Origin of the sequence: Bradyrhizobium tropiciagri (assembly GCF_001189845.1) — a bacterium.
GTDB classification, from domain to species: Bacteria; Pseudomonadota; Alphaproteobacteria; order Rhizobiales; family Xanthobacteraceae; genus Bradyrhizobium; species Bradyrhizobium tropiciagri.
In genome coordinates this window covers 38,831-60,617 of the sequence record NZ_LFLZ01000056.1, presented here as the reverse complement: position 1 = coordinate 60,617, position 21,787 = coordinate 38,831, and the positions used below count along the sequence as shown (strand labels likewise).

Genomic DNA, 21,787 nt, shown 5'->3' with positions numbered 1-21,787 from the left:
ACTCGGCACGCCGATCACAAGGTCGTCCTGCCCCGACAGACGCGACAGCACCGCCGCCCAGGCTGTCAGCACCGTCATGAACAACGTCGTGCCATGCTGCAGGCTCAGCCGCTTCAGCTCCCCCGTCAGATCCGCATCGATGACGATCGGGACCGTGGCCGCGGCAAACGACTGCTGGGCCGGCCGCGCACGGTCGGTCGGCAAGACAAGACGGGTGGTGCCTGCCAGGGCGCTGCGCCAATACTGCGCCTGCTTCTGCAGCCGTTCCCCCGACAGCCATTGGCGTTGCCAGGCGGCGTAATCCGGATACTGGATCGCCAGCGCCGGCAAAGGATCGTCCTGACCAGCCTCGAATGCCCGGTAAAGCTGGCTGAGTTCACGCAGCAGCACGCCCATCGACCAGCCGTCCGAGACGATGTGATGCTGGGTCAGCAGGAAGACGTGCTCATCATTTGACATCCGCACCAGATGCCCGCGGATCAGCGGACCGCGCGCAAGATCGAACGGCGTGCGCGCCTCTTCTTGGCACAGATCCAAAAGTGCCGCTTCCGCATCCGATCTCTCGCGCAGATCGTGGTCGACTATCGGCAATCCCGCATCCGGCGGCAGGACCTCAACGCGGGGCTTGCCTTGCGTCGCGACAAAGACGCTGCGCAGCGCCTCATGACGCGCAAACAGACGGTCAAGGCTGCGCTGCCAGGCGCGGCCGTCGAGCGCCCCGCGCAGTCGCAGGGCCAGCGGAATGTGATAGTTCGTGCTGCCTACGTTCAGCTGCGCCAAAAACCATAGCCGCTGCTGCGCAAACGACAGCACCAGCGGCTCATGCCGCGACACGACCGCAATCGACGGCAGTTGTTGCGGACCGGAGCGGCTCAACAGCTCGACGATGCTTGCCGCCAGGTCAGTCAGCACCGGCCTTGCGAACAGCGTCGACAGCGGCAGTTCGATCCCGACAGCCTGTGACAGCCGGCTCGACACCTGCACGGCCAGGAGCGAGTGGCCGCCCAGTTCGAAGAAGTGGTCGTGGCGGCTGATGCGCTCGACACCGAGAAGCTCGGCCCAGATCCGCGCCAGCGCGGTCTCGACCGCGCCCTGCGGCGCCTCATAGGCCGCCAGCGCATAGGCCTCGTCGGCCGGCGCCGGCAGCGCGTTCCGATCGAGCTTGCCGTTCGGCGTCAGCGGCAGCGCTGCGATCGGCACGAACGCCGCCGGCACCATGTAGTCCGGCAGCCGGCTACTCAAATGCGCGCGCAAGGTGCCGGCAAGCCCGCCTCCATCGCCCCCGTCCGAGCCGGCCTCGGACGCGCAGACCACATAGGCGATCAGATGCTTGTCGCCGGCGCGGCTCTGGCGTGCCACCACCACCGCCTCGCGCACAAAGGCGTGCTCGCACAGCTTTGCTACGATCTCGCCCGGCTCGATGCGGTAGCCGCGGATCTTCACCTGGTCGTCGTTGCGGCCCAAAAACTCAATATTGCCGTCCGGCAGATAACGCCCGAGGTCACCGGTCCGGTACAGCCGGTCGCCTTCGACAAAGGGACTGGCGATGAACCGCTCGGCTGTCAGTTCAGGGCGGTTCAAATACCCGCGCGCAACCCCTGCCCCGCCGATGTAAAGCTCGCCCACTGCGCCGAACGGCACGGGCGTGCCATGACCATCCAGCAGGTAGACCCGCGTGTTGGCGATCGGGCGACCGATGTGAGGCATCTCGGGCCAACATGACGGATCAGCTGCAAGGTGGTGCTCGGAAATGACGCTGATTTCTGTGGACCCATATTGATTGATCAATCTCGCGTTCGGGTGTGCCTCGAAGAACGCCCTGAGCAGTGGGGTGGCCTGCAATCGTTCGCCGGCTGTATAAAGCTCTCTTAAAGAGGGCAGCTGCACGCGCTGCGTGCTCCAGACTTCTGCAAGATGATTCAATGCCACGAATGGGAGGAAAAGCCGCTCGATCGCCTCCCGCTCCACAAACTCCAGCAGGTCGGCGAAGCGCCTCCGGGTCTCTTCCCGCAGGAGCACAAGTACTCCGCCGTCCTTCCAACAAATGAACAATTCCTGGCAGGACACATCGAAGTTCAGAGTCGCGAACTGAAGTGTACGCAGTTTTGAGGTGCCAATCCCCGCCAGCGAATTCACAAGCGAGCCGTGGGACATTTCAACGCCTTTGGGCGTTCCGGTTGAGCCTGAGGTGTAGATCACATAGACGAGATGGCGCGATGTGAGACCAAGCGTGCGCGGGTCGGGATCCGAAGGCGGCCGCTCGCACCAGGCCCAGCTGCCAGTATCCAGATCGACCACGCTGACATCCGCGAGCGCCTCGCCGCCCAATGCGGTTCGACCGGCGGTATCGCAAAGCAGCAGCTGCGGTTCTGCATCGCCGACAATCTGCCGCAGCCGCGCCGGTGGATAGGCTGGATCCAGCGGCAGATAGGCGCCGCCCGCCTTCAGGATCGCCAAGACACCAACCACCATCGCCAGGCTGCGTTTAAGGCAGATCGCCACCGGCTGGTCCGGCTTGACCCCGAGCTCGATCAGATGATGCGCCAGCCGGTTGGCCTGCGCATTGAGTTCGCCATAGCTCAATCTCTCCTTCTCATGGACCACCGCCACCGCCTCCGGCGCCTTCTGCACCTGCGCCTCGAACAGCTCATGGATGCACAGCTCCGACGGATAAGGCGCCGCCGTCCGATTCAACTCCTCCAGTAGATAGGAGCGCTCGTCGGTCGACAGGATATCGATGCAGCCGAACGGCTGCCCCGCATCGGCCCTCACGCCATAAGTTTGCAAATGCTGCGCCATGCAGTCGATCTTCGCCTTGCTCAATATGTCGAGCCTGCCGGGTCGTTGAGCTTGTGGCGCTCGGTTCCGTTAAGCGGCGGGTTGAAGATGCTGACGAGGATCAGGTCCTTGTCCCGTCCCCCGCGCAGAAGATGCTTGTCATGCTTGTCAAGCACATACATGTCGCCCTTACGAATGGAGAAGACATTGCCGTCCATGTCCTCGACTTCGCCCTCTCCGGCGATGCAGTAGCAGGCTTCGAGGTGATTGCGGTATTGCAGAAGCGAAACGGTGTTAGCGCGGACCACAGTGTGGCAGACGCTAAAACCCATGCCGTCCTTATCCGTCAGAAGGCGGTGGCTCGTACCATTGCCCCAATCGACGAAGTGATCGGTCGCTTCAATGTCGTGCAGGCTACGCACAATCATAGCGTTCGATTGCCGGATACACGTTGAATTCATTGTTGCGGCAGCTGAAGGTCGTTGTTTTTGACCTGCAAGCGCGGCTTCCGCGCACTGTCGAAGCATCGGCTGCACCCAAAAGGCCTACCGAGCTCTCCCGGCGTCTGGAAAAAAATATCGGCGTGAGGGTATTCCGCAGCCGAGCCGAAGGCGTGCACGTACCACCTTGATTTTCATCCTTCTTCGCGGTTCTGCCGCCTGCGTTGGTATGGTCGAGAATGCCGCTGGTGATGTTGCCGGCCAGACAAAGCGGCTCCGGTCGCAGATTTGGCAAGTTGTTTCCTTCCTTCGCTGTGTCTCGCGGCGCGAATACAGCACCGCAGCCTCTCAGTTAACTGAGCAAACCCCATGCCACGGCCGCCCTCAGATAAGAGACAAATGTGCGGCTGTTTCAGCCGGCTAGCGAGCGCAAAGGATTTGGCTGCGTGGTCAAGCCGGCTTCAACTTGCGACGGTAGCCAAGCCCTCAAGGCAGGCGGGGGTCTGCATTCTTCGCGCCAGCCAATGGTCAACAATTCGCAACATGTTTTTGTTGGCTTTGTCGGCTTCCAGACTTACTTGGATTTCGGCGCACGCAGTCAGCCCAATCCATAGCGGCTTCAGGTTGACGTTGTCCTTCGTCGTTGTCGACAGGCGCACGCGGACCTATCGCTTACGCCTCCGACATGGATGAAAGTGGGCTGCCATCGTCGGCGCTGTTTGGGTCGCTGCCCGCCTGAAACATTTGTCAGTGATCAGCCGTTCAGGATCCGTAGTACCGCTCCAGCGAGGCGTCCGACGCCGCCCCTCAAGCCCCAGGAGCGTGTTGCGCTGGAGCGTCAGGCCGCCATGTTGGAAGCCATGCTCGCGTGCGCCCAACGGCGGTGCCAAGGGTGGGCATCACCTTGCTGCAACGTCGGCCGGCTGGACGTGGCGTTCAAGGGCAGCGATGGAACCTCTCTTCAGGGCGCCCGTCGCCATTGGACGAGGATTGATACTGAGTCGGGTCTTCATGAAAGATCCGCCGAAGAACCGCACCTCGATGCAGGATTTAACCCACGCTAGGCCGCTCATTGCACGAATGGGCACCAGACATTCGTTAGGTTGATTGTTTCCGATCCAGCTCGCTCCGCATAGCGAGATCAACGCATAAGGCTCATTGATGACTGAAGGGGGTTTTAGGCAACGAGAAGGCATTCTCCCCGGAGACGACAAAGCATCCCGGGACGGTTTGTCAGCCGCGAGGAACGGCGTTTGCGTGGATAGGCGGCGCACACGAAACGGCAGCCGGCTCGGCCGGATGATCGCCATCTGGCTGCGCCGCTCGACCTTGCCCGGGCGTCGCAGATTCGAGCGATTTCCCTCACGGTCCTGGTTGCGAAACGATATCGGCTTAACCGAACGCGTTGGACAATTGGCGACAGATCGGGCTGACGAGATGAGATTGAGGCATGGTGGATGGTTTTAGCTGCGCCCGACATTTAGTTTGCGGCAGGCCACTGGCTGGTTCGCATGGTCAAATGTGATCAGCAATCGCATGCCGCACTTTCTTCGCCCGGCAACTTCTTCGCCCGGCAACGCGCATTGTGGCGAAGGCCAATAGCGGATTCGGTGGGTACCCTCGCCATCGCCGCAAACCCAGCCAACACGGCTGAGTTTTTGCCCGTTGGATCGCAATAATTTGGAGGTTCCACCGGCAGGCGCGAATCAGAAGCGTCCGGTCAACGCTCGCCCATCATTCACCACGTTATCCCCAGCCAAGCGAGCTCGACAGCTGGCATCCACGGAAGCAATCACTAGATCAGGTATCTGCAGGGTAAAACTTAGTCACTCGCCCGCACGGAGCTGCGCAGTGCCGAAATGACGGATGCGGTTCATGCCCTGCGCTATGGAAAGTCTCCTTGCGATGCCTTGCAAACACCTCTTCCGCTCGGTGCATGCTGCGAAGTGCCCGCAGGATCTGGGAAGCGATTGAAGCAAGGTTGGTGGGAAAGAAATCGATAAACCATCATATAGCTCGTTTCTCCCTTTTCCTTTCGGTATTTATCGCAAAGTCAGCTATTGGAGCGCAGACTCTCCGTGGCAACTGTCTCCGCCGTCGTCGGACAGGATTTGTGGCGAGCTATGGATTCGGCTGATCGGAAAAGTGTGCCGAGATGTTGATACATCATGTAACAGCAAAGATTATGCCTGAGACAGCGCACGATCGCGATCTCGCTTTGGACTTTACCAAAGGAGTGCTCATCATTTTAGTGATCGTCGGTCACCTGATCCAATATATCCTCTATCGAAATGAAGGGTTTTGGGATTCGGCAATTTTCAAATGGATCTACATGTTCCACATGCCCCTCTTTATGGGAATAAGCGGTTATCTTTCCTGCCGAGCGCTGCTGGAAAAGTCCTTCATGCAAGCCATGGGCGATCGTGCGATGCAGCTCCTGGTGCCTATGCTGTTTTGGTTCTCTCTCCTGGCGACATTAAAGTTGACCATGTTTCCCCGACTGGCGAGCGCACCAGACAACGTTTTGCAGTTCCTGAATGATTTCGCCGGCACATACTGGTTCGTCTGGGCCGCGTTCATTTGTTTTCTTCTCGCTAAAACTATTTCGATCTTCAATCATTCGTCGCCATGGGCCTTGTTCGTATCGGTCATTCTGGTGGTCCTTGCACCTCTGACCTTTTCCATATTCCCTCTCATAAAGTATACCTACCCGTTTTTCTGCCTGGGATTCTCATTTGCAATGTCGAGAGAACGGTGGACGAGCATGATGCGCTCTCACAGGCCGTTCTTGGTTATGTCTGTCACAATTGCGGCTATGATGTGCTTTGCGATCTGGGGCAAGGACACTTACGTCTACAACAATCTCGCTTTGATCCAGGATTTGCAGTCGGCAAAAAATGTGCTTCTGATGTTTCTTGGCTCCGCAGCTGTCTCAGCGGTAATGACTGAGGTCCTGCTTCGATCCTGGAATATTGGTCGTTCAAATCGGGTGGTCCGCTTTATCGCCGCGAAACTGGGACCCAGCACGCTGGTGCTGTACTTGATCCAAGGTACGGTATTCCGTCTCATGGATTCGATACAGTATGGAGAATCTTGGGACGCCACGATGAGGTCGGCCGCGGCTGCATTTCTCGGGACAATGATTGTTGCCGTCGCGCTAACGGTTCGGTGGGCCGTGCGTGACATTCCTTATCTCTCCCAGCTCGTGCTCGGAGTGCCACCCCGCTCCTTGTCGGGCATCCAAATCAATCAGGAGGCTCTCGCAAACCATCGTAGCTTGCGGGACTAGTGAACCTGCTGTCCATTCATGGCGCCCCAATCTGGGTGCCTCGCCGAAAAATATTCCAGAACATTGCGTCTTTGCTCCACGTAATTTGCTTCCCCCGAAAGTGACGCAGTAGGCCTAGTCTTACTGAGTCAGAGTGTCGCGGCGGTTGTCGACAGGAATCATATATTTGAGAAGATTCCACTTTTCAGCGTGGGGAGGCTGAGATGGGTCTGACAAAATCGGGGGACGTGGCGTCGCGGTTTTCGGCATATATTGAGGGCCTTGCGAGCGTGATCGGACATGTGGGACGAGCCAAACCGCTTCGCGATTACCGCACCGGGCTGATGATGCCATGCGATCGCAAGAGGGTCGAGCCGATGGCGGCGATTACGGCTCCTGAGCGGACAGCGGCACAACATCAGGCCTTGTTACATCTTGTCGGTCAAGGCGACTGGTCGGATCAGCAAGTGTTGGGCAAGATCCGTGAGTTAGCGCTACCGGGCATCGAACGTCACGGAGAGATCGAAGCTTGGATCATCGATGATACGGGCTTTCCTAAGAAGGGGCGGCATTCGGTCGGCGTTGCACGGCAATTGCGGTCAGTTGGGCAAGCAAGACAATTGTCAGGTTGCTGTGACGCTTTCGCTCGCGAACCATCATGCGGCTTGCCGGTGGCCTATCGGCTCTATCTACCAAGGGAATGGGCGACGGACCGTGTACGTCGGCGCAAAACCGGAGTTCCCAAGGACATCACCTTCAAGACGAAGCCGGCAATTGCACTCGATCATTTGCGCTGGGCCTGTGCGGTGGGCTTGCCGCGCGGCGTGGTCCCGATGGACGCCGGCTACGGCCCGATACCGCTCTGCTGGGAGTATACCGAACTGGGCCTGAGCTATGTGGCCGGCATCTTGCCACAAACCTCGGTATGGGCGCTCAGAACCGGACCGCGGCCGCCGATGAAGTGGTCGGGGAACGGACGATCTCCAAAACTGCCACGGCGTGATAGCAAACACCGACCGATTTCGGTCACGAAGCTTGCGATCGGTCTGCCAGCGCATGCTTGGCACAAGATCACGTGCCGTGAGGGCACGGCAGAACAGCTGTCTTCGCGTTTTGCCCGTGTGCGCGTCCGTCCGGCGCCCGTGCTGGTAAACTCGGGCGGGCCCTCTCTCGTATTGAGGAAACAGCCGTCAGGTTCGATGCGCCGAGGTCGTTTGCCGATGCCGCGGTCCCTTCGCCGCGATTAATCAAGCCCGCATCGCCGACTACAGTATGGATCTGCATATGGGGGTCCACTTGCTGCCAAGAACTAATGCCGACATTGATTGATGTACTCTTATTGGCTGCTAGTTGCACAAGAACTGAAAGGTTACGTGTGCCTTTCTGGTCGGCAAAGTCGCGAACTCACCTCCGATAGAACAACACGCGACCTAGGGGTATCAGTTGCAGCAGGTAATCGAAATCCGCGACATTGGCGGTGAGAACAGTGAACCCGGCTTTTTGGGCTTGCAGGAATAGAACGCTGTCCTGAAGCGCACGCAACTTGTCGTCCTTCTGATAGCCCTGCAGCCGGCAAAGCATGCCCGAGAGGAGCGCGGCGCGGCCAACAATCTCCACATCCGGAGCAAAAATTCGGTGAGACGGCATGCTCGAGATTGAGGCGCCGATCTGCTCGATAGCCGCGCGCGTCCCAGGATGTTTGGGATCTAGCACCCCGACTGTGTGCATCAACTCCTGGATGGCGACAGTCGAGTGGTTGGCGTGCCGAAGGTCCAATAGGTCCGCGACGATGCTTGGTGCGCGCCCCTGAAGTCCATCGATGTAGACGCAGGTGTCGAGCAGAAGCTCCTGACCCGCCTCGGGCCTATCACCAAGGAACGGAAGTTCGTGATCGGCCCGCCTCGCCAATGTCGCGCCAGGATCAAACCGCGCCCAACGAAGCGCCGCTGCGAAATCGAATTCCGCCACGTCAGAAGCCGAGCTTGAGGTTGGGGTCGACCGAACCCATCGTCTTCCGGAACGTCTCGCTGAAATTGTCGTCGAGCGCGAGGCTCGCGAGCGCAAATTCGATGAGATCCGTGTCCGCGGCGATACCGGTCTGCTGTTTCGCTCGCTGGATCAGCTCCCGGCTGGTCCGCCCAGCGATCCGCGCCCTCTTCTCTCCGAGCAGCCCCGAATGCTCTGCCGCGCTCATGATGGCGGTAACGCGCGAGGCCGCACCAACCCCGAGCTTACCGGTCTTGGCCTTGTGGCCGAGTGTGGAACGCTTGCCGCGGGACGCGGGTTTCTTTGTGCTGAATTTCGGCATTGGTTGACCTTGTATAACAAAGTTCGATTTTGTTTAACATAGCGCCTTCGCTCCTCGCCTTCAAGTCGCAAGGGCGGAATCGTCGTAGACGATTTACCATCAGAAGGCAGCTACCGCCGTCCCAATAGATTTTGGCGCTGCGCGTGGCTTCACGGGCAGGCACCAAGGCCCCCGCTGGACAGTAGCCAGCGAGATCTTGAACGCGCTCGGATCCGCAGGGCTCCGGAAGGCCGTCGACGCGGTCTGAAGCGCACTCCGATGGAGGCCCTCAGTCAGAGCGACGATAGGACTCCCAGCCGAGCTTCGTCATCTCGGCGCGGCTCGTGGGACGAACGGCGCCGCCTTCCCTGGGTGCGTCCGGTGGGGCCAGGAATTCAAGGGCTTTGCGGCGTTGGCTCATGGCGCGAGGAGAAGACGTGGCGCTTGCACTTGAAAGCAGCAATGGCGGGCGGTCTTCTGCGAACCGCACGGACAGGGGCCGTTTAAAACCGCTTCTCGCCTTCGCTTCCGCTCGCCCATCACGTACCCGCATGTTACGCCGCCTCAAACTTGTTTGTCGCATCTCCTCAGCACTACGGGTCAAATGCCGCACCCATCTTGGGTAGGGAACGGGTGATACTTGGCGTCAAGCCACTTCATGCTGTACGCCGATCAGACCGGGCCTTCCTGCGGCGCCGCCGCGACCTGCGACGACGATCGCAGGGAGCAGTATGTGTCTTAGCGGCATCCACCGCATGCGCATGGAGTTCGTTGGACGAGGGATCGATGGTTGATTGGGGCCGCTCTCTTTGATCGGCGACCGCTTTTTCGAGCGCAGAGAGGAATTTCCGCCCCTCTTGCGTGATTTCCCATCCGAGCGCATCGCGAATGACAAACTTCGCCGAAAAGATATTCAGATCCGGCGCCTGTTCGGCCAACCGCTTCATGCGATCGGTCCAGTCGCGGCCGCTGTTCATCAGGATCTCCACGGCCCGTCGGACTTCGGCAACGGAAGCCCGCCCGGTGGATTGACCGGCCAGCACTTTCAGGACGGTCAGCTGGAAGGACACTTGCCGTGTCTCCGATGGGCTGTGTGCTGCAGCTCCCCGCAATGGATCAAGGCTTAGGCTGCATCGTCAACAACATGGCGCCGTTAACCTCAACTATTTTGGCTAACCCGGCGCGCCGCGTCCTAAAATCGTTCGCCGGCTCATGCGCGAACGGTCCTCGCGCGGGAACGGATGTCAGCGCCGCAGCCTCGTATCGTCCATAATGGACGAACTCGCCTCGGTAAGTTCCTTCAGAAGCGACAGCACAAGCTTTGAGCCGTGAGCGACGCGTGCAGCAAGTTGCTGTGGGACATGGGCGGCGTACACCTCCTGCCCGCTTGGCAAGAGCGTACGGATCGGACCCTTCATGGCTCCGGGGTTATCGTGTCAGGTCCGCACTGCATCAAGGGCAAAATGCGGAACTTGCCGTGCCATCGGCGAGCGATGCCTTGATTGAAGAGTGCCATGGGGCTTGCGGCAAAGCCTCAGTCGGAAGCGACGGTCGTAAAGGACCGCCCGGCGCACCAGATACAAGGCATCGCCGGACAGGTGCGAGATCATAGGTTGCAGGAGGCAGCCCGGAGGTGCACGTCAATCAGCCAACCCGAAGATCCTCGGCTGACGTCTTGCCCGAGCGTCCAGCCTTGAGCTCGTAACTGACCCGAGCCCCCTCTTCGAGGGTGGTGTAACCGGCCTTTTCCACGGCACTGATGTGCACGAAGACATCGGCACTTCCATCCTCCGGCCGAATGAAGCCATAACCTTTGCTGGAATTGAACCACTTCACAATACCCATTGCCACGGCGGCATCTCCATCAGTGAACCTTCGTGATCTAGCGAAGAGTCTCGCAGCCATCAAGATGGGCGGCAAAACGACGCTCGTCCGCCGCGGCAGCCACGCCCTCAACTTTTTGCCCGATGACCAAAGTGCTGACTCTTTTGTGCGACGGCCGGCAGCAAGACCCTGACGTCGCAGATCTTCGTTTCAGGGGCGAGATCCGGATGGGCGTTCAGCCCGCGGCTCAATCATCGCGCGCCACCTTGTTACAGGATAGTTGCAGAGCCGACGACGTTGCATCCGGAGCCGAGCTTGCGCGAATGCTGCGGTCTCCCTTGCAGAACCAGGCGACGGCAAACTCCTTTGGGCAACCCGGAGCAGGATCAGCAATCCGTGTCATATCTGTACGAAACGTACACTCGCTCTTACCATTACACGCTTCTGCAAGCGCATCCGTGGTGTTGCCGCGCGCTGACATCCAGCGGCAATTGCCGCCATACGTGCCAGAAACAACCGAAATACCCGATTGCGTGATGACATTCCCGGCCGCACCCCGCAGTGCATACGCGGCCGCCGCACCAACAAGTGCGGCAAAGCCGACAGTTGCCAATCGCACCAGGAGCCTGCGCTGTTCCGCCGAGGCCGCCTGATAGGCACCGCGAATTCGCCTGCGGGCCGGCACCTCGAAGCCGAAATGCAACAGGATCGCGGCGCAAGTCGCCAAGGCGAAAGCGAGAGCGAACGCACCGAGATGTCCAAGGAGTTGGATCGACGTTTCCCAACGCACCACCGGAAAACGCCGGAAGATGATGATGTGTATAAGATAAAGGGCAAAGCTGGCCTCGCCCAGAAAGACAAGCCACCTTGCTGACAACAGCCGTCCTGCAGTGCTGGCGGGCTGAGCCGCCGCGACAAGGATGAGCGCAACCGGCGCCGCCAGAGCGATATTGTTGCGTGTAATATCGAACAGGCTCATGGAAGCCCCAAATGGTGGCTTGTGGGCGGTAAACCAGAACACCCAGCTAATCGCGCCGACGCCAACAAGTGCCGCGATGTCGAGCAGAGCACGAGACGGCCTGAAATCTCGCGCCGACCACACTTCATGGAGCCGTGCCAGGCAACAGCCGAGAACGAACTCCCACACCCTGCAAAACGGCGAAAAGTAGATGATCCAGAGGATCAGCGTGTTCTTCCAGTTCGGCAGAGCCGCCTCGGTGCCATAGGCATGAAGCGCAAACAGGTTGATGCGGCCCTGCAGCATGAGCACCGCAAGGTCGATGCCAAGCTCGATTGCGACGGCTCCGACGGCGCAAACAACCGCGGCGGGCACAGTTCTGATCCGCGCAAGCAGAGGGCAAACGAGCGGAAAAACGAGATAGAAAAACCACTCGGTGCTCACCGACCAGGAGACGATGCCGACCTCCTCGTACTGCCAGACGGGAGCTACACCGGCGATATTTGCGAAAAACCAGGTTTGAACCAGCCCGAGTTGAAACGGGACAAGATGCGCTGAGAATCCTTCGGCCGGCGCCTCAGTTCCGAGAAGCCACGGCCAGACAAACGGTCCAGTCAGCAATTCGACGAGAAAGAGAACAACAAACAGAGGATAGATTCGCGCTATGCGCGCCACGAGAAAGTCCGGGATCGCTTTCCGCGGGCTGCTCACAATCGAGCTGCCATAGTTATATTGAATGACAAAGCCACTCAGCGTGAAGAAGACCGTCATTCCGAGCAGGCCGAGTGTCCCGACGCTGATATCGAGTCCGAGGCTCGGTCCCTGCAAGAACACGTTGCCGCCGTGAGACAATGCGACCGCTGCCGCCGCGACAAACCGGATACCGGTCAGTGCGGGTATCTGCTTAGCCATCGATGTCGCTCGTCATTTGCGAATGGGTACAAATCCTGGGCGATCGATGGCACCAAAGGTACGCAGCTGGACACGTGCTCAAGGCAGAGACGACTGATCGCATCACGCGAGCGTGCCATGCGATCAGTCAAGTTCCTCAAGCTCAAATCGGTTATCGGAGCGCTCTCGCACCTTATTGGTAGGCAGGCCAGCGCTGAAACTCTGACTTCTGGTAGGGCGGCTCAAATTTTAGATCCATATTCCGACCGGTTCTGACCAAGCTATGTCCCCAGACTGTCATACTTGAGCCGCGCCATTGTCTCACCGGAAGCCTTCCCTCTTGGGTTGGCACCAGCTGCTCCATCTGCGAAGGGAGCTTGGGGCGCCAGGTACCCGATGAGAGCCCAGGTCAAAGCAACATGCTGAGCGTTTCTGGCAGTCTCACAACGGATACATGCACCAGTTCACGTCCTGTGTGGGGACCGCGAGGCTATCATCCGCCAGCCACACCAGGAGATTCACGTGCAGCAGCGGAGCTGCACAAGGTGCCTATCCTCGTGACACTCCTTGCGACGAGGCTCATCCGGCCACCAGCCGGCCCAAGGCAGCCCGGATTGAGATTGCTAACTGAACGCATCGCAAACGGAATAGGCAGTCAATCCGAGCCGCGCGTTCAATCTTTTTGACAGCGACTGCCAAGGAATCTCGCTGCGGATTGGTGCAGAACTTTACTATTCTTGTCCGGCACGGCTGGCCGCGCTTTCGCTTGGGTCTGGCGTGCGAGAGAAGGAAAGGAACACGTGATGAAAAAGAAGATCGCTGAGATCAAGACCACGATCCGCACCACCACTCCGTACACGGGTACGCTCTAGGTTGGTGCGGAAGGTGCCTTGGATGCATCTACCTGATGAGAGCATCGCGGCATCGGAGGGTGGTCGTTTCGGCCACCCTCTTTTGCGACAGTTCGGGAGAGTAAAATGGTTGATCTGATCCAACAGCGCGTGGTTTCAGCCATATCAGCATCCGTCGAGCTCAGTGCGATCACGATTTTGAAGGCGGAAGCGGGCATGGCGCCGCTGCCGACGATCAAATCGGCACTCACAAGCTCCAATTCAAATTTCTCTATCACTGACGGCGACTGGCGGACCGGCGGCTATCTTGCCGGCCTACAAGCGCTCATTGACACCGAACTAAGGTGGGCCAAAGAAAACAGGCCCAAGCTGCTTGAGGCGGCACAACAATCCTTGAAGCGGCTATTCCCCCTCCTAAACAGCGACGCCTTTACCGTGCCGAAGGATCTCACGAATACCTCGAGCAAGGAGGAGCGTACCAGGTTCTATCATCATGAATATCAAAACAAGCTCCTGGTCGGACTAGCCGAATTCCTGATCAACTGCGCCCGACAGCTCAACGAGCGTCACATCATCGTCATCGATCGGGCGGCGGCCCTGTCCGGTTCGGCCAAGAACCTGATTAAGCTGCTCGTCAGGCTGGACGACGATGCGCGGCTGTTTCGGTTCGTTCTGATCGATTATGAACAACGCCTCTATTTCCCCGACGCCAGCGAGGTTCATTTCGGCAGATATAGCTCGCAAGAGCTGGGGCCAACCTTTGATCCGGATCTTCCCGCGGAGAAGCACCGGCAGATCTATGAGGCAAGTGGCGGCAACCCGTTGATTGCAGAGGCTTTGAGCAAATGCGCAGCGGCAGGATTACCAGTCGTCGGCTATCTCGACCCGACCGCGACCGTGGATCTCTATCTGGCCAGCCTCAACACCGGGGAACGGCATAGCCTTCTCAAATCTTACATTGAATCCGATTGCACCACGCCCGATCTGATCGCGCAGCGAAACTATGCAACCTTCGAGCCGGCGACCGCAGATCATCTGCACGAGCAGCTGCACGACGCGTGCCTGGAGCGCTATCTGGCAGGCAAGGCGCCTCTCGTGATGCTTCATGCGCTATCGGTACGGGACAAGTACAAGCGTCTAGAGCTGCTTGCAGAACCAAGTCAGATCCTCCAGAGCATTGGCCTGTACGATCTCTGGTTCGGCTACTTCGGGGAAATTTTCGCCGACCCTGCGCTTCGCACCTACGGCTCAGGGGATGCCAGCGTGAATGCCGCCTTCATCAACGCGGCTTTTGTGCTGTACTCACTCGGCTGCGGGCGGGTGTCGGTTCCCTATTTGGACGAATTCTACAAAACGTTCCCAAAGAGCCGATACACGCCAACGGTCCTGTATGCCCAATCAATGACGTATGGACGCTACCAGCAGCCGGTCAATCTCACGCTGGCCGAAGAGTACGCGTTAAGGAACCTGGAGACCATCGAGCGGGATTTCAGGGGGCACGACAAGTATGATTACATCAAGGTGTTTGCAGAGAACGCCTATGCTTACATCAAGGCCAAACAGCAGAAGTACGACGAAGCCCTCGCGCTTTGCGCCGAAGGCCTTGGCAAGATGCTCAAGGCGTATGGCGACGAGCGCTTCAAACTTCACCAATCGATTTTGATCTACAATACCAGCCAGGTCTACGAACTCATCGACGAACTTCCTCGGGCCGAGAAGCAGTTGCGTGAGGCCATTGCGTATGATCCCTACTATGGAGAGTATCACAACGACCTGGGGAACCTGCTTTCGAAAGTGGCTGGAAGGGAAGCCGAGGCTCTGGAGGCCTATGCGCGCGCCATTGAACTTTGCCCACCCTATTATGAGGCTCACCTGAACAGGGCCGCACTTCGCAGCAGAATGGAGGATGCCGTTGGCGCGCTGGCCGATCTCGACAGGACACTTGTCATCAAGCCAAACGAATGGCGAGCTCATTTCGAGAAGGGCAACATCTTGATGCGGCAGGACAGGCCTAAAGCTGCTCTGGAGTCCTATCTGGCGGCGGCCGAGATCAGTCCCAAAAACCCCGACCTACAGAGCAATCTCGGCCTCGCCTATTCCGAGCTTGGCAAGGCGCATGAGAGCATCGCACACTATGTTCGAGCCCTTGAACTCAACCCTCGGCATGCGCTCACCCACAACAATCTCGCCATCGAGTACTTCAACGAGGGCCGGCCGGATATTTCATTGAACCATGCGACGGTCGCTGTCGAGATCGGGGGAGATCCAGACTACCTCCTCACCCGTGAGCACATCGAGAAAAGCCTGCAGGCTGACCTTGCCTCGCGGCGGGACCGAGCTTCTGCATCTTCCGCGAAGCCTGTGTGAACTTGCGGCTGATGGCACTCTTGCCATTCGAGCAGCGTGAGACAGGATCGCTCAGGAAATGATGGCTGCATCTCAGAGCTTCGGCTCGGTCTAGCGAATGCTCTCGCGGCAGCCACTGCAACACAGACTGACCGGCAAGCGACGCGCCTTGGCTGGTCTTATCGCGAGTGACCGAACGCCACAGGAGGTACAGGGAGGTAGATAGGTAATAACATGCCCTTTGCCAAGCCGTCTATTGCCAGAGTCGTTCATCGTTGGCTTGCGGGCTCATCGCACCGATGTCGCATCCCGAAGCCAGTGCCACTACCTGTCCCTTCGCGTCAAGCGATCCGATATCCTCGATGAGCTAAGTCAACAATGAGCGGATCGAGCACACGGCAGTTCATCTATCTCTCGCATTTGATCATCCAGATCGGCGGCTGGGCGTTCCGTATCGGCATCCTGATCGGCCTTTTGCAATCCGGCATGAGCGCCGCGGGTCTCGGCATCGCGGTCACTTTTGCGCCGATCATGCTTGGCAGCCTCTTCCTGTCGCCGTTGGTCGACAGGGGCGATCCGATCTCAGCCATGATGATCGTCAATGCCGTTCGCATCTGCGCGCTGCTCGCCATCTTCGGCAGCGACGGAGCCGATTCGTTTCTGAGCTACGCCGCAATGGCCGTTCTGAGCTTGGTCCAGCCGGTCTATTTGTCTGCGGAGGTTGCTTTCTTTCGTCGTATTACATCGGAAGACGGCATGATCTCGGTGCTGCGCAATATCGCCAATATCGACTGGCTGACCTATCTCTTGGGAATGTTTGCAGGTGCCATGCTGTCCGATCAATTGCACTTGCCTGGCGTTTTGGCCTTCAATATATCGGCGATCATGCTGTCCTTGATTGTGCTCCTTGGCATCAAACAGCAGTTCAGAAGGACGCCAGCCGTGCTTGAGGCGCGGCCTTCCGGAACCATCCTGGACTTGGCACCCCTCTATCCCGCATTCTTGGCTGTTTTTCTGCTCAATCTCGGCGCCGGCATCATCAACGTCTATCCTGCGATACATGCCACAGCTGACGGGGTTCTCGACAAAAGCGTACTACTGACGATCGTCATGGCTAATGGCGTATTGGCGTTGCTGGGCGCGCTGGCCGTCAAGCCGATCTACGACCTGCTAGGCGCTTTGCCAACGATTGCCGGAGCCGCGATGCTGCTTGCGGCATGCCTTGCAATGATGTCACTCGATGCCGGCCTGGCTTTGGTGATCGCGTCCAGCAGCGCGATGCTTGGCTTCGGCCAGATATTTGCGGCTGCCGCTCACGCGCACATGGTGTCTTCAGTGGCTCCGGACCGTGCCGGTCGCCTCTCCGGGCTATTTCAATGTTGCACCTATAGCGGCGTTGCGGGAAATGGCATTGCCTTATCGCTTCTAGGTGATCGGCTTGGTCTCGGAACGATCGTTCTCCTATGTGCGGCGAGCGCATTTGTTGCCTTCGCCGTTGCGACCTTCGCGGTGGTCAGATCAAGGGATTCTCAAACATCACGTCCTGCCGATCGCTAGATCAGGGGTCCACACCATGCCATGGGATCAGCTGCTCCTTTTAGAACGCCCTTTTTCGGATCCGGCCTTGCCGGGACGGCAATTCTATTGCTGGCAATGCTTGCTGTTGGACGGGTTGCTATCGGCGTTTCCAAGCCACGCTGCGAGGCTCGACGTTCGTCGGATTTCCTGGGCGAGGCCACGAGCCGCGCTCATCGAGAGGCTTGGGCAGGATCACCAGTCCGCGCCGGTTCTGATTTTGGAAAAGGAAGGCCCTTTACCAGAGCATGCGAAGTACGCGAATGGGCTCGCCTATGTCGACGATGTGTTTGCAATCCTTGATCTTCTGGCTGCGCGCCACGGATTTCCTGCGTCTTACCGTCGAACAGTCCGCAGCTGGTAGCTCCATGATGGTCATCAACGACTTGACGCCAGCAGGGGCCGATCGGGAAGCTTCGATTGAGCGGCTTGCTTGATCTGCCGGGTTGGAGCTTCAAAAGCCAATGGCTGATGATCCCGCCCCAGTAGTTCTGACAGCGCCCAGCTCTCAAACTGTTTGACAGGCGCAGTATTGCGGGCTTGCCCGTTGACAAACATGTAGATTGAGCGATTGACCGGCACGAAGCCGAATGGAGCCACCAGCTCTCCTTTCTCAAGGTTGCTTCTGACCAGAATCTGCGAGGATATGGCGGCTCCCAGCCCACTTTTTGCCGCCTCCAAAGCCAAGGAAAATGTGTCAAACACGACCTTGCGCGATCCTTGCAAGCATATTGCAGCTGCGCTGGCCCATTCGCTCCAGGCGTCCAGCCTGTCGGCCTCGTGCAACAGAGAGAGCGACAGAATATCTTCCGGGCTTTTGATGGCCTCGAGCACAGCTGGCGCACAGACCGGGCCAATCATCTCATTTGAAGCATGCACCTCGCGGACGGGAAGCGGCCGCTTCAGCGGACCGGCGACAAACAATACGTCCAACGCACCAACAGCGAGCGCGCCAAGATCGGCTTCGGTTTCAAAGACAAGGTCAATGTCCGGATAGAGTTTGCGGAATCGACCGATACGGGGCAACAGGCCGTGCGACAGAAACGTGGTCGAGCACCCGACCACGACGGAGGGCGCTGCATGGCGCCTTCGTAGCTCGTAGCATCCCTTCTCGAGCATGGTGAACGCGCTCGCGCAGCTGCGCTTGAGCTGTTCGCCGTCGGATGTCAGCCGCACGCCCGAACTATGGCGCACGAATAGTTTCCTGCCGAACCAATTCTCAAGCAGGCGCATCTGGTAGCTTACCGCGCCGGTCGTCATATTCAGTCGCTCGGCTGCCCGTGAGAAGCTTGGAAACTCGCTGACAGCCTCAAACAGATGGAGGCTTTTCAGGATCGGTAGCTTGCGCATTTTTCTTTCCTGCCTCCCACTGGCACAGCTGTTGTGGAGCCCTGCACTGCGGGCCGATTTTCTCAGGCATCGACGACCGCCGTCGTTCACCGCCGGAAATGGCCACAAACGAGACCTCCTAGGTATTGGCCCTGTCACGGCGAACTCAAAACGACCTGGCTCCCTGCCCAGCCGCTCAACCAGCCGTCGATCTGGGCACATACCCCTTCAGATCCGGTGCCCCTGAGGCACAGTTAGATTCCATAGTCGGTGCAGGGTTCATCGCTGCGCGATCTCTCAAGCAAAGCCAAAACCGGGCTTGAGATTTAGAACGCCAACTCATGGGTCAATTTGGCTCAGCAAAACGCCGACCCTTCATGGGCAGGCGCCTGGCCAGCCATATTGCATGACGAACTGGAAATTGCGGGCTTGCGTTCGAGCACCTCCAGCGTTGTGGGAATTCGTCCAGTTCCCCTTGAAATCTGTGGCATCTTGTCCGTCGATTGCCTGGTTCTGTTCATCGCCTGGCATCTCGCCTCGATGATTCAGCTGACGGACGTGGTGACGTCGAGATCATGAATGGTGGAGCCCGGTTCATCAGCCCGTGCAGCGATTTTATTCAGAACAAAGCCGCCTCGATGCATAGGTGTATTCAAGGGCTAGTCGACGCGCCGTTTCAATGAGGTTGGCCGCCGCGCTGTGCCCCCCATCGATGTTCTCGTAATAGAAGTAAGGCTGGCCCAAGGCGGCGAGCCTTGCTGCAGCCTTGCGGCCGTGCGCGGGATGCACACGATCGTCCTTGGTGGAGGTCAGAATTAAAGGCGCGGGGTATGGCTTGCCCGGCACCAGTTTCTGATAGGGCGAGTAGCCTTCGATCCACGCGCGCTGCTCGGGAAATCGGGATCGCCGTATTCGCCGATCCAGGAGGCGCCGGCGCCCAATTTGGTGTACCGAAGCATATCGAACAGCGGCACCTGAATGATCGCCGCGTTGAAGAGCTCGGGACGTTGGGTGATTGCGGTGCCAACGAGTAGCCCGCCCTGGCTGCCGCCAATGACGCCGAGCCGGCGCGGACTTGTGATCTTGCGGCGGATCAGGTCCTCGGCAACGGCGATGAAATCATCCCACGTCGTCTGCTTCGCCGCCCGCTGGGCTGCTTGATGCCATTGCGGGCCAAACTCGCCGCCCCCGCGCAGATTTGCAACGACATAGGCATTGCCCTGTTCGAGCCAGAGCCGCCCCACAGGGCCCAGATATGAGGGCAGAAGCGAAGCCTGGAACCCGCCATAGCCATAAAGAAGGGTCGGAATGGCGCCGTCAAATCTCGCGTTTTTCGGCCGCACCAGAGAATACGGAATTGCCGTGCCATCACGCGAAATCGCTTCGAACTGCTCTACGACATGCTCGGCGGCATCGAAGGCAGTCGGTGTCGTCTTCAATTCCTCGAGTTTTTGAGTTTCGGCATCAAAATACCAGAGCGACGTTGGCCTGAGATAGCTTGAGACGGCGAACATGGCCTGGTCCGCCTCGTCGGAAGCGGCTGTCACGCCGACATTGGTATGTTCCGGCAGTGAGATCGGTGTCGCCGACCAAGCTCCCTGATTGTACTTGTACACGAATGCTTTGCTTTGAACGTTATCCAGGATCGTCAGGATCAAGAGATTCTTTGTGAAGCTTAGCCCGCTCATGGCCTGACGAGGCCCAGGCTCGAAGACAAGCGAGGCTTTGGCGCGCAGCGGATCCTGTTTCCATTCGGTCAAGTCATACGAAATCAGCGAGCCGGCAGTGAAGTTGAGATCACCTGATGGCGTCCACTCCTCGTCAAGCTTCACAAGCAGGCGATGACTCACGAGGCCTACGATCTCCGCTTTCTTCGGCAGATTGAGTTTGACGAGCCCATCGGGGCGGAAGAGCACGTACTCATGCTCGAAAAACCCGATCGCTCGGATGACCCCGGTCGCATAAACATGACCTTCATTGTCTCGAAGCACCAGGGGCACCGCCCGAACATCGTTCGGCTCGCCGCGAAAGACCTCGCGCGCCTCGCTGAGCGGCTGACCGCGTTTGAGCTCCTTGACCACAAAGGGGTAGCCGGCCTGCGTCAAAGAGCCCTCGCCCCAGTCGCCTGCAACAAGGAGCGTGTCACGATCGACCCAGCTGACTCTTTGTTTGCCCTCTGGAAGATAAAAGCCGTTCACAACGAAGCTCTTTGCCTCGCGGTCGAACTCGCGCATGGATGCGGCATCCTTGCCGCCGTCGGAAAGGCTGATCAGGCAGAGGCGCTCTTCAGGCGGAAGGCAGCTGGCGCCTTGAAAGATCCAGTTCTTGTTCTCGGCAACCGCCAAGGCGTCCACGTCGAGGATGGTTTCCCACCGTGGGTCCTGGCGACGATAGCTTTCAAGCGTGGTGCGCCGCCAGATGCCGCGCACATGATCCTCATCTTTCCAAAAATTCTCCAACCCGCGACGTCCCAGGGAGACGTATGGAATTCGATCCTTGGCCTGCAAGATTGAGAGCGCCTGTTCGTAGAAACGGTGATAGCGAGGATCTGATTGGAGCACGCCGAGTGTCTTCTCATTCTCGGCGCGGGCCCATGCCAATGCGCCCTGTCCTTCGATCTCCTCGAGCCAGAGGAATGGATCCTCAGTGGCCGCCGCAGCCTTTCGCTCCTCTGAAAGTGAACGCTCCTGTGAAAGCGCAGCGGAGGTGAAGCAGGCAATCGAAAGCAGCGCTGCGGAGAGGACTGACGTGTTCATGGACTTGCTCCGGCTGAGGTCGTGCGGCCACACGGGCCTGGCGTCAAGCAGAAGCTGCAGAAAGTACGCAACGCATGACATGGCTCGGCTCGCGCTATCTCGCGGACCGTCCACTGCAAGCCGCATGCCGACCAAAGCGCCGCAAGTTTCCGCCGCTTAGGGTGCACCACGATGTCCGCTTGTCGACATTGGTTGCCAAGCAGACAGGGCGATGTCGGCAGGACCGAGTGTCAGACAGCACCGTCTGATCTTTTGCGGCCAAGTACCGGAACAGAGGACCGCTCGCCGCCCGCCGTCGGAACGCTTACCTCCAAATGCGAGGTATAATCTTCCGAGCTATTTCATCGGGCAGACTTGTCGACGCGCGTCAGCACGACATAGAGCAGTACGTTGATCAACAGCCAGATCGCGATCAAGCTGAGGGCAGTGCGCATGGCGATCTCCGTTTCGTGACTGCAAGGATCCGCTGAGGCGTTCCGTTCAT

At 58.7% G+C, this 21,787-nt stretch carries 17 protein-coding genes; 5 read left to right on the top strand and 12 right to left on the bottom strand.

All coding sequences use genetic code 11. The features are described from left to right. The 3 genes from AKN84_RS32635 to AKN84_RS32625 form a co-directional block, all read right to left on the bottom strand. A partial coding sequence (locus AKN84_RS32635; protein ID WP_244485635.1) for an amino acid adenylation domain-containing protein occupies nt 1-2,823 on the bottom strand: 2,823 nt, incomplete at its 3' end. Next, complete coding sequence (locus AKN84_RS32630) at nt 2,820-3,206, bottom strand: ectoine synthase (RefSeq protein WP_050424575.1); 387 nt, start codon at nt 3,204-3,206, stop codon at nt 2,820-2,822. The genes AKN84_RS32635 and AKN84_RS32630, both read right to left, overlap by 4 nt. Before the next feature lie 473 nt (nt 3,207-3,679). Beyond that, nucleotides 3,680-3,877 carry a hypothetical protein gene (locus AKN84_RS32625; RefSeq protein WP_050424574.1) on the bottom strand — a complete coding sequence of 66 codons (198 nt, stop codon included), beginning with the start codon at nt 3,875-3,877 and terminating at the stop codon, nt 3,680-3,682. Nucleotides 3,878-5,373: 1,496 nt separating this feature from the next. Here AKN84_RS32625 and nolL point away from each other — a divergent pair. Together nolL and AKN84_RS46305 are read left to right on the top strand one after the other, a co-directional pair. Continuing rightward, nucleotides 5,374-6,507: a nodulation factor fucose acetyltransferase NolL gene (gene nolL / locus AKN84_RS32620; protein WP_128971347.1), complete on the top strand. Its 1,134-nt coding sequence runs from the start codon at nt 5,374-5,376 to the stop codon at nt 6,505-6,507. A 203-nt stretch (nt 6,508-6,710) separates the two neighbouring features. Beyond that, nucleotides 6,711-7,733 (top strand): IS701 family transposase, encoded by a 1,023-nt coding sequence (locus AKN84_RS46305; protein WP_128971346.1) that lies wholly within the window; start codon nt 6,711-6,713, stop codon nt 7,731-7,733. Between the two features lie 157 nt (nt 7,734-7,890). Here the strand turns inward: AKN84_RS46305 and AKN84_RS32615 are convergent, their stop codons facing one another. From AKN84_RS32615 to AKN84_RS32595, 6 genes are all read right to left on the bottom strand, one after another. Beyond that, nucleotides 7,891-8,454 carry a type II toxin-antitoxin system VapC family toxin gene (locus AKN84_RS32615; RefSeq protein WP_050399871.1) on the bottom strand — a complete coding sequence of 188 codons (564 nt, stop codon included), beginning with the start codon at nt 8,452-8,454 and terminating at the stop codon, nt 7,891-7,893. 1 nt (nt 8,455) lies between these two features. After that, on the bottom strand, nt 8,456-8,794 hold the full coding sequence (locus AKN84_RS32610) for a hypothetical protein (RefSeq protein WP_244485633.1): 339 nt from the start codon (nt 8,792-8,794) through the stop codon (nt 8,456-8,458). Between the two features lie 396 nt (nt 8,795-9,190). Further along, on the bottom strand, nt 9,191-9,313 hold the full coding sequence (locus AKN84_RS50810; protein ID WP_128971345.1) for an SEC-C metal-binding domain-containing protein: 123 nt from the start codon (nt 9,311-9,313) through the stop codon (nt 9,191-9,193). A gap of 116 nt (nt 9,314-9,429) precedes the next feature. Continuing rightward, nucleotides 9,430-9,843 (bottom strand): hypothetical protein, encoded by a 414-nt coding sequence (locus AKN84_RS32605; RefSeq protein WP_050424573.1) that lies wholly within the window; start codon nt 9,841-9,843, stop codon nt 9,430-9,432. Nucleotides 9,844-10,417: 574 nt separating this feature from the next. Continuing rightward, on the bottom strand, nt 10,418-10,624 hold the full coding sequence (locus AKN84_RS32600) for a cold-shock protein (RefSeq protein ID WP_050424578.1): 207 nt from the start codon (nt 10,622-10,624) through the stop codon (nt 10,418-10,420). A gap of 220 nt (nt 10,625-10,844) precedes the next feature. Next, nucleotides 10,845-12,467, bottom strand: a complete 1,623-nt coding sequence (locus tag AKN84_RS32595) for an acyltransferase family protein (RefSeq protein WP_050424572.1) — start codon at nt 12,465-12,467, stop codon at nt 10,845-10,847. 956 nt (nt 12,468-13,423) lie between these two features. On the opposite strand from AKN84_RS32595, the gene AKN84_RS32590 reads away from it, so the two are divergent. The 3 genes from AKN84_RS32590 (at nt 13,424) to AKN84_RS46290 (ending at nt 17,582) form a co-directional block, all read left to right on the top strand. Next, a complete protein-coding gene (locus AKN84_RS32590) occupies nt 13,424-15,664 on the top strand; it encodes a tetratricopeptide repeat protein (protein WP_050424571.1) in 2,241 nt (746 codons plus the stop codon). Between the two features lie 357 nt (nt 15,665-16,021). Beyond that, nucleotides 16,022-17,200 carry an MFS transporter gene (locus AKN84_RS32585; protein WP_050424570.1) on the top strand — a complete coding sequence of 393 codons (1,179 nt, stop codon included), beginning with the start codon at nt 16,022-16,024 and terminating at the stop codon, nt 17,198-17,200. 16 nt (nt 17,201-17,216) lie between these two features. Further along, a complete protein-coding gene (locus tag AKN84_RS46290; RefSeq protein WP_128971344.1) occupies nt 17,217-17,582 on the top strand; it encodes a DUF3088 domain-containing protein in 366 nt (121 codons plus the stop codon). Between the two features lie 14 nt (nt 17,583-17,596). Here AKN84_RS46290 and AKN84_RS32580 read toward each other — a convergent pair whose 3' ends face one another. The 3 genes from AKN84_RS32580 to AKN84_RS32575 all read right to left on the bottom strand — a co-directional run bounded on the left by AKN84_RS32580 (nt 17,597) and on the right by AKN84_RS32575 (nt 21,303). Beyond that, nucleotides 17,597-18,568 (bottom strand): LysR substrate-binding domain-containing protein, encoded by a 972-nt coding sequence (locus AKN84_RS32580; RefSeq protein WP_050424569.1) that lies wholly within the window; start codon nt 18,566-18,568, stop codon nt 17,597-17,599. A gap of 594 nt (nt 18,569-19,162) precedes the next feature. Beyond that, nucleotides 19,163-19,393, bottom strand: coding sequence for a prolyl oligopeptidase family serine peptidase (locus AKN84_RS51010; RefSeq protein WP_244485969.1), 231 nt, complete (start codon nt 19,391-19,393; stop codon nt 19,163-19,165). Then, the gene (locus AKN84_RS32575) at nt 19,363-21,303 is read right to left on the bottom strand and encodes a prolyl oligopeptidase family serine peptidase (protein ID WP_283805555.1); all 1,941 of its coding nucleotides are present in this window, start codon (nt 21,301-21,303) and stop codon (nt 19,363-19,365) included. The genes AKN84_RS51010 and AKN84_RS32575 overlap by 31 nt, the downstream gene beginning before the upstream one ends. Between the last annotated feature and the right edge of the window lie 484 nt (nt 21,304-21,787).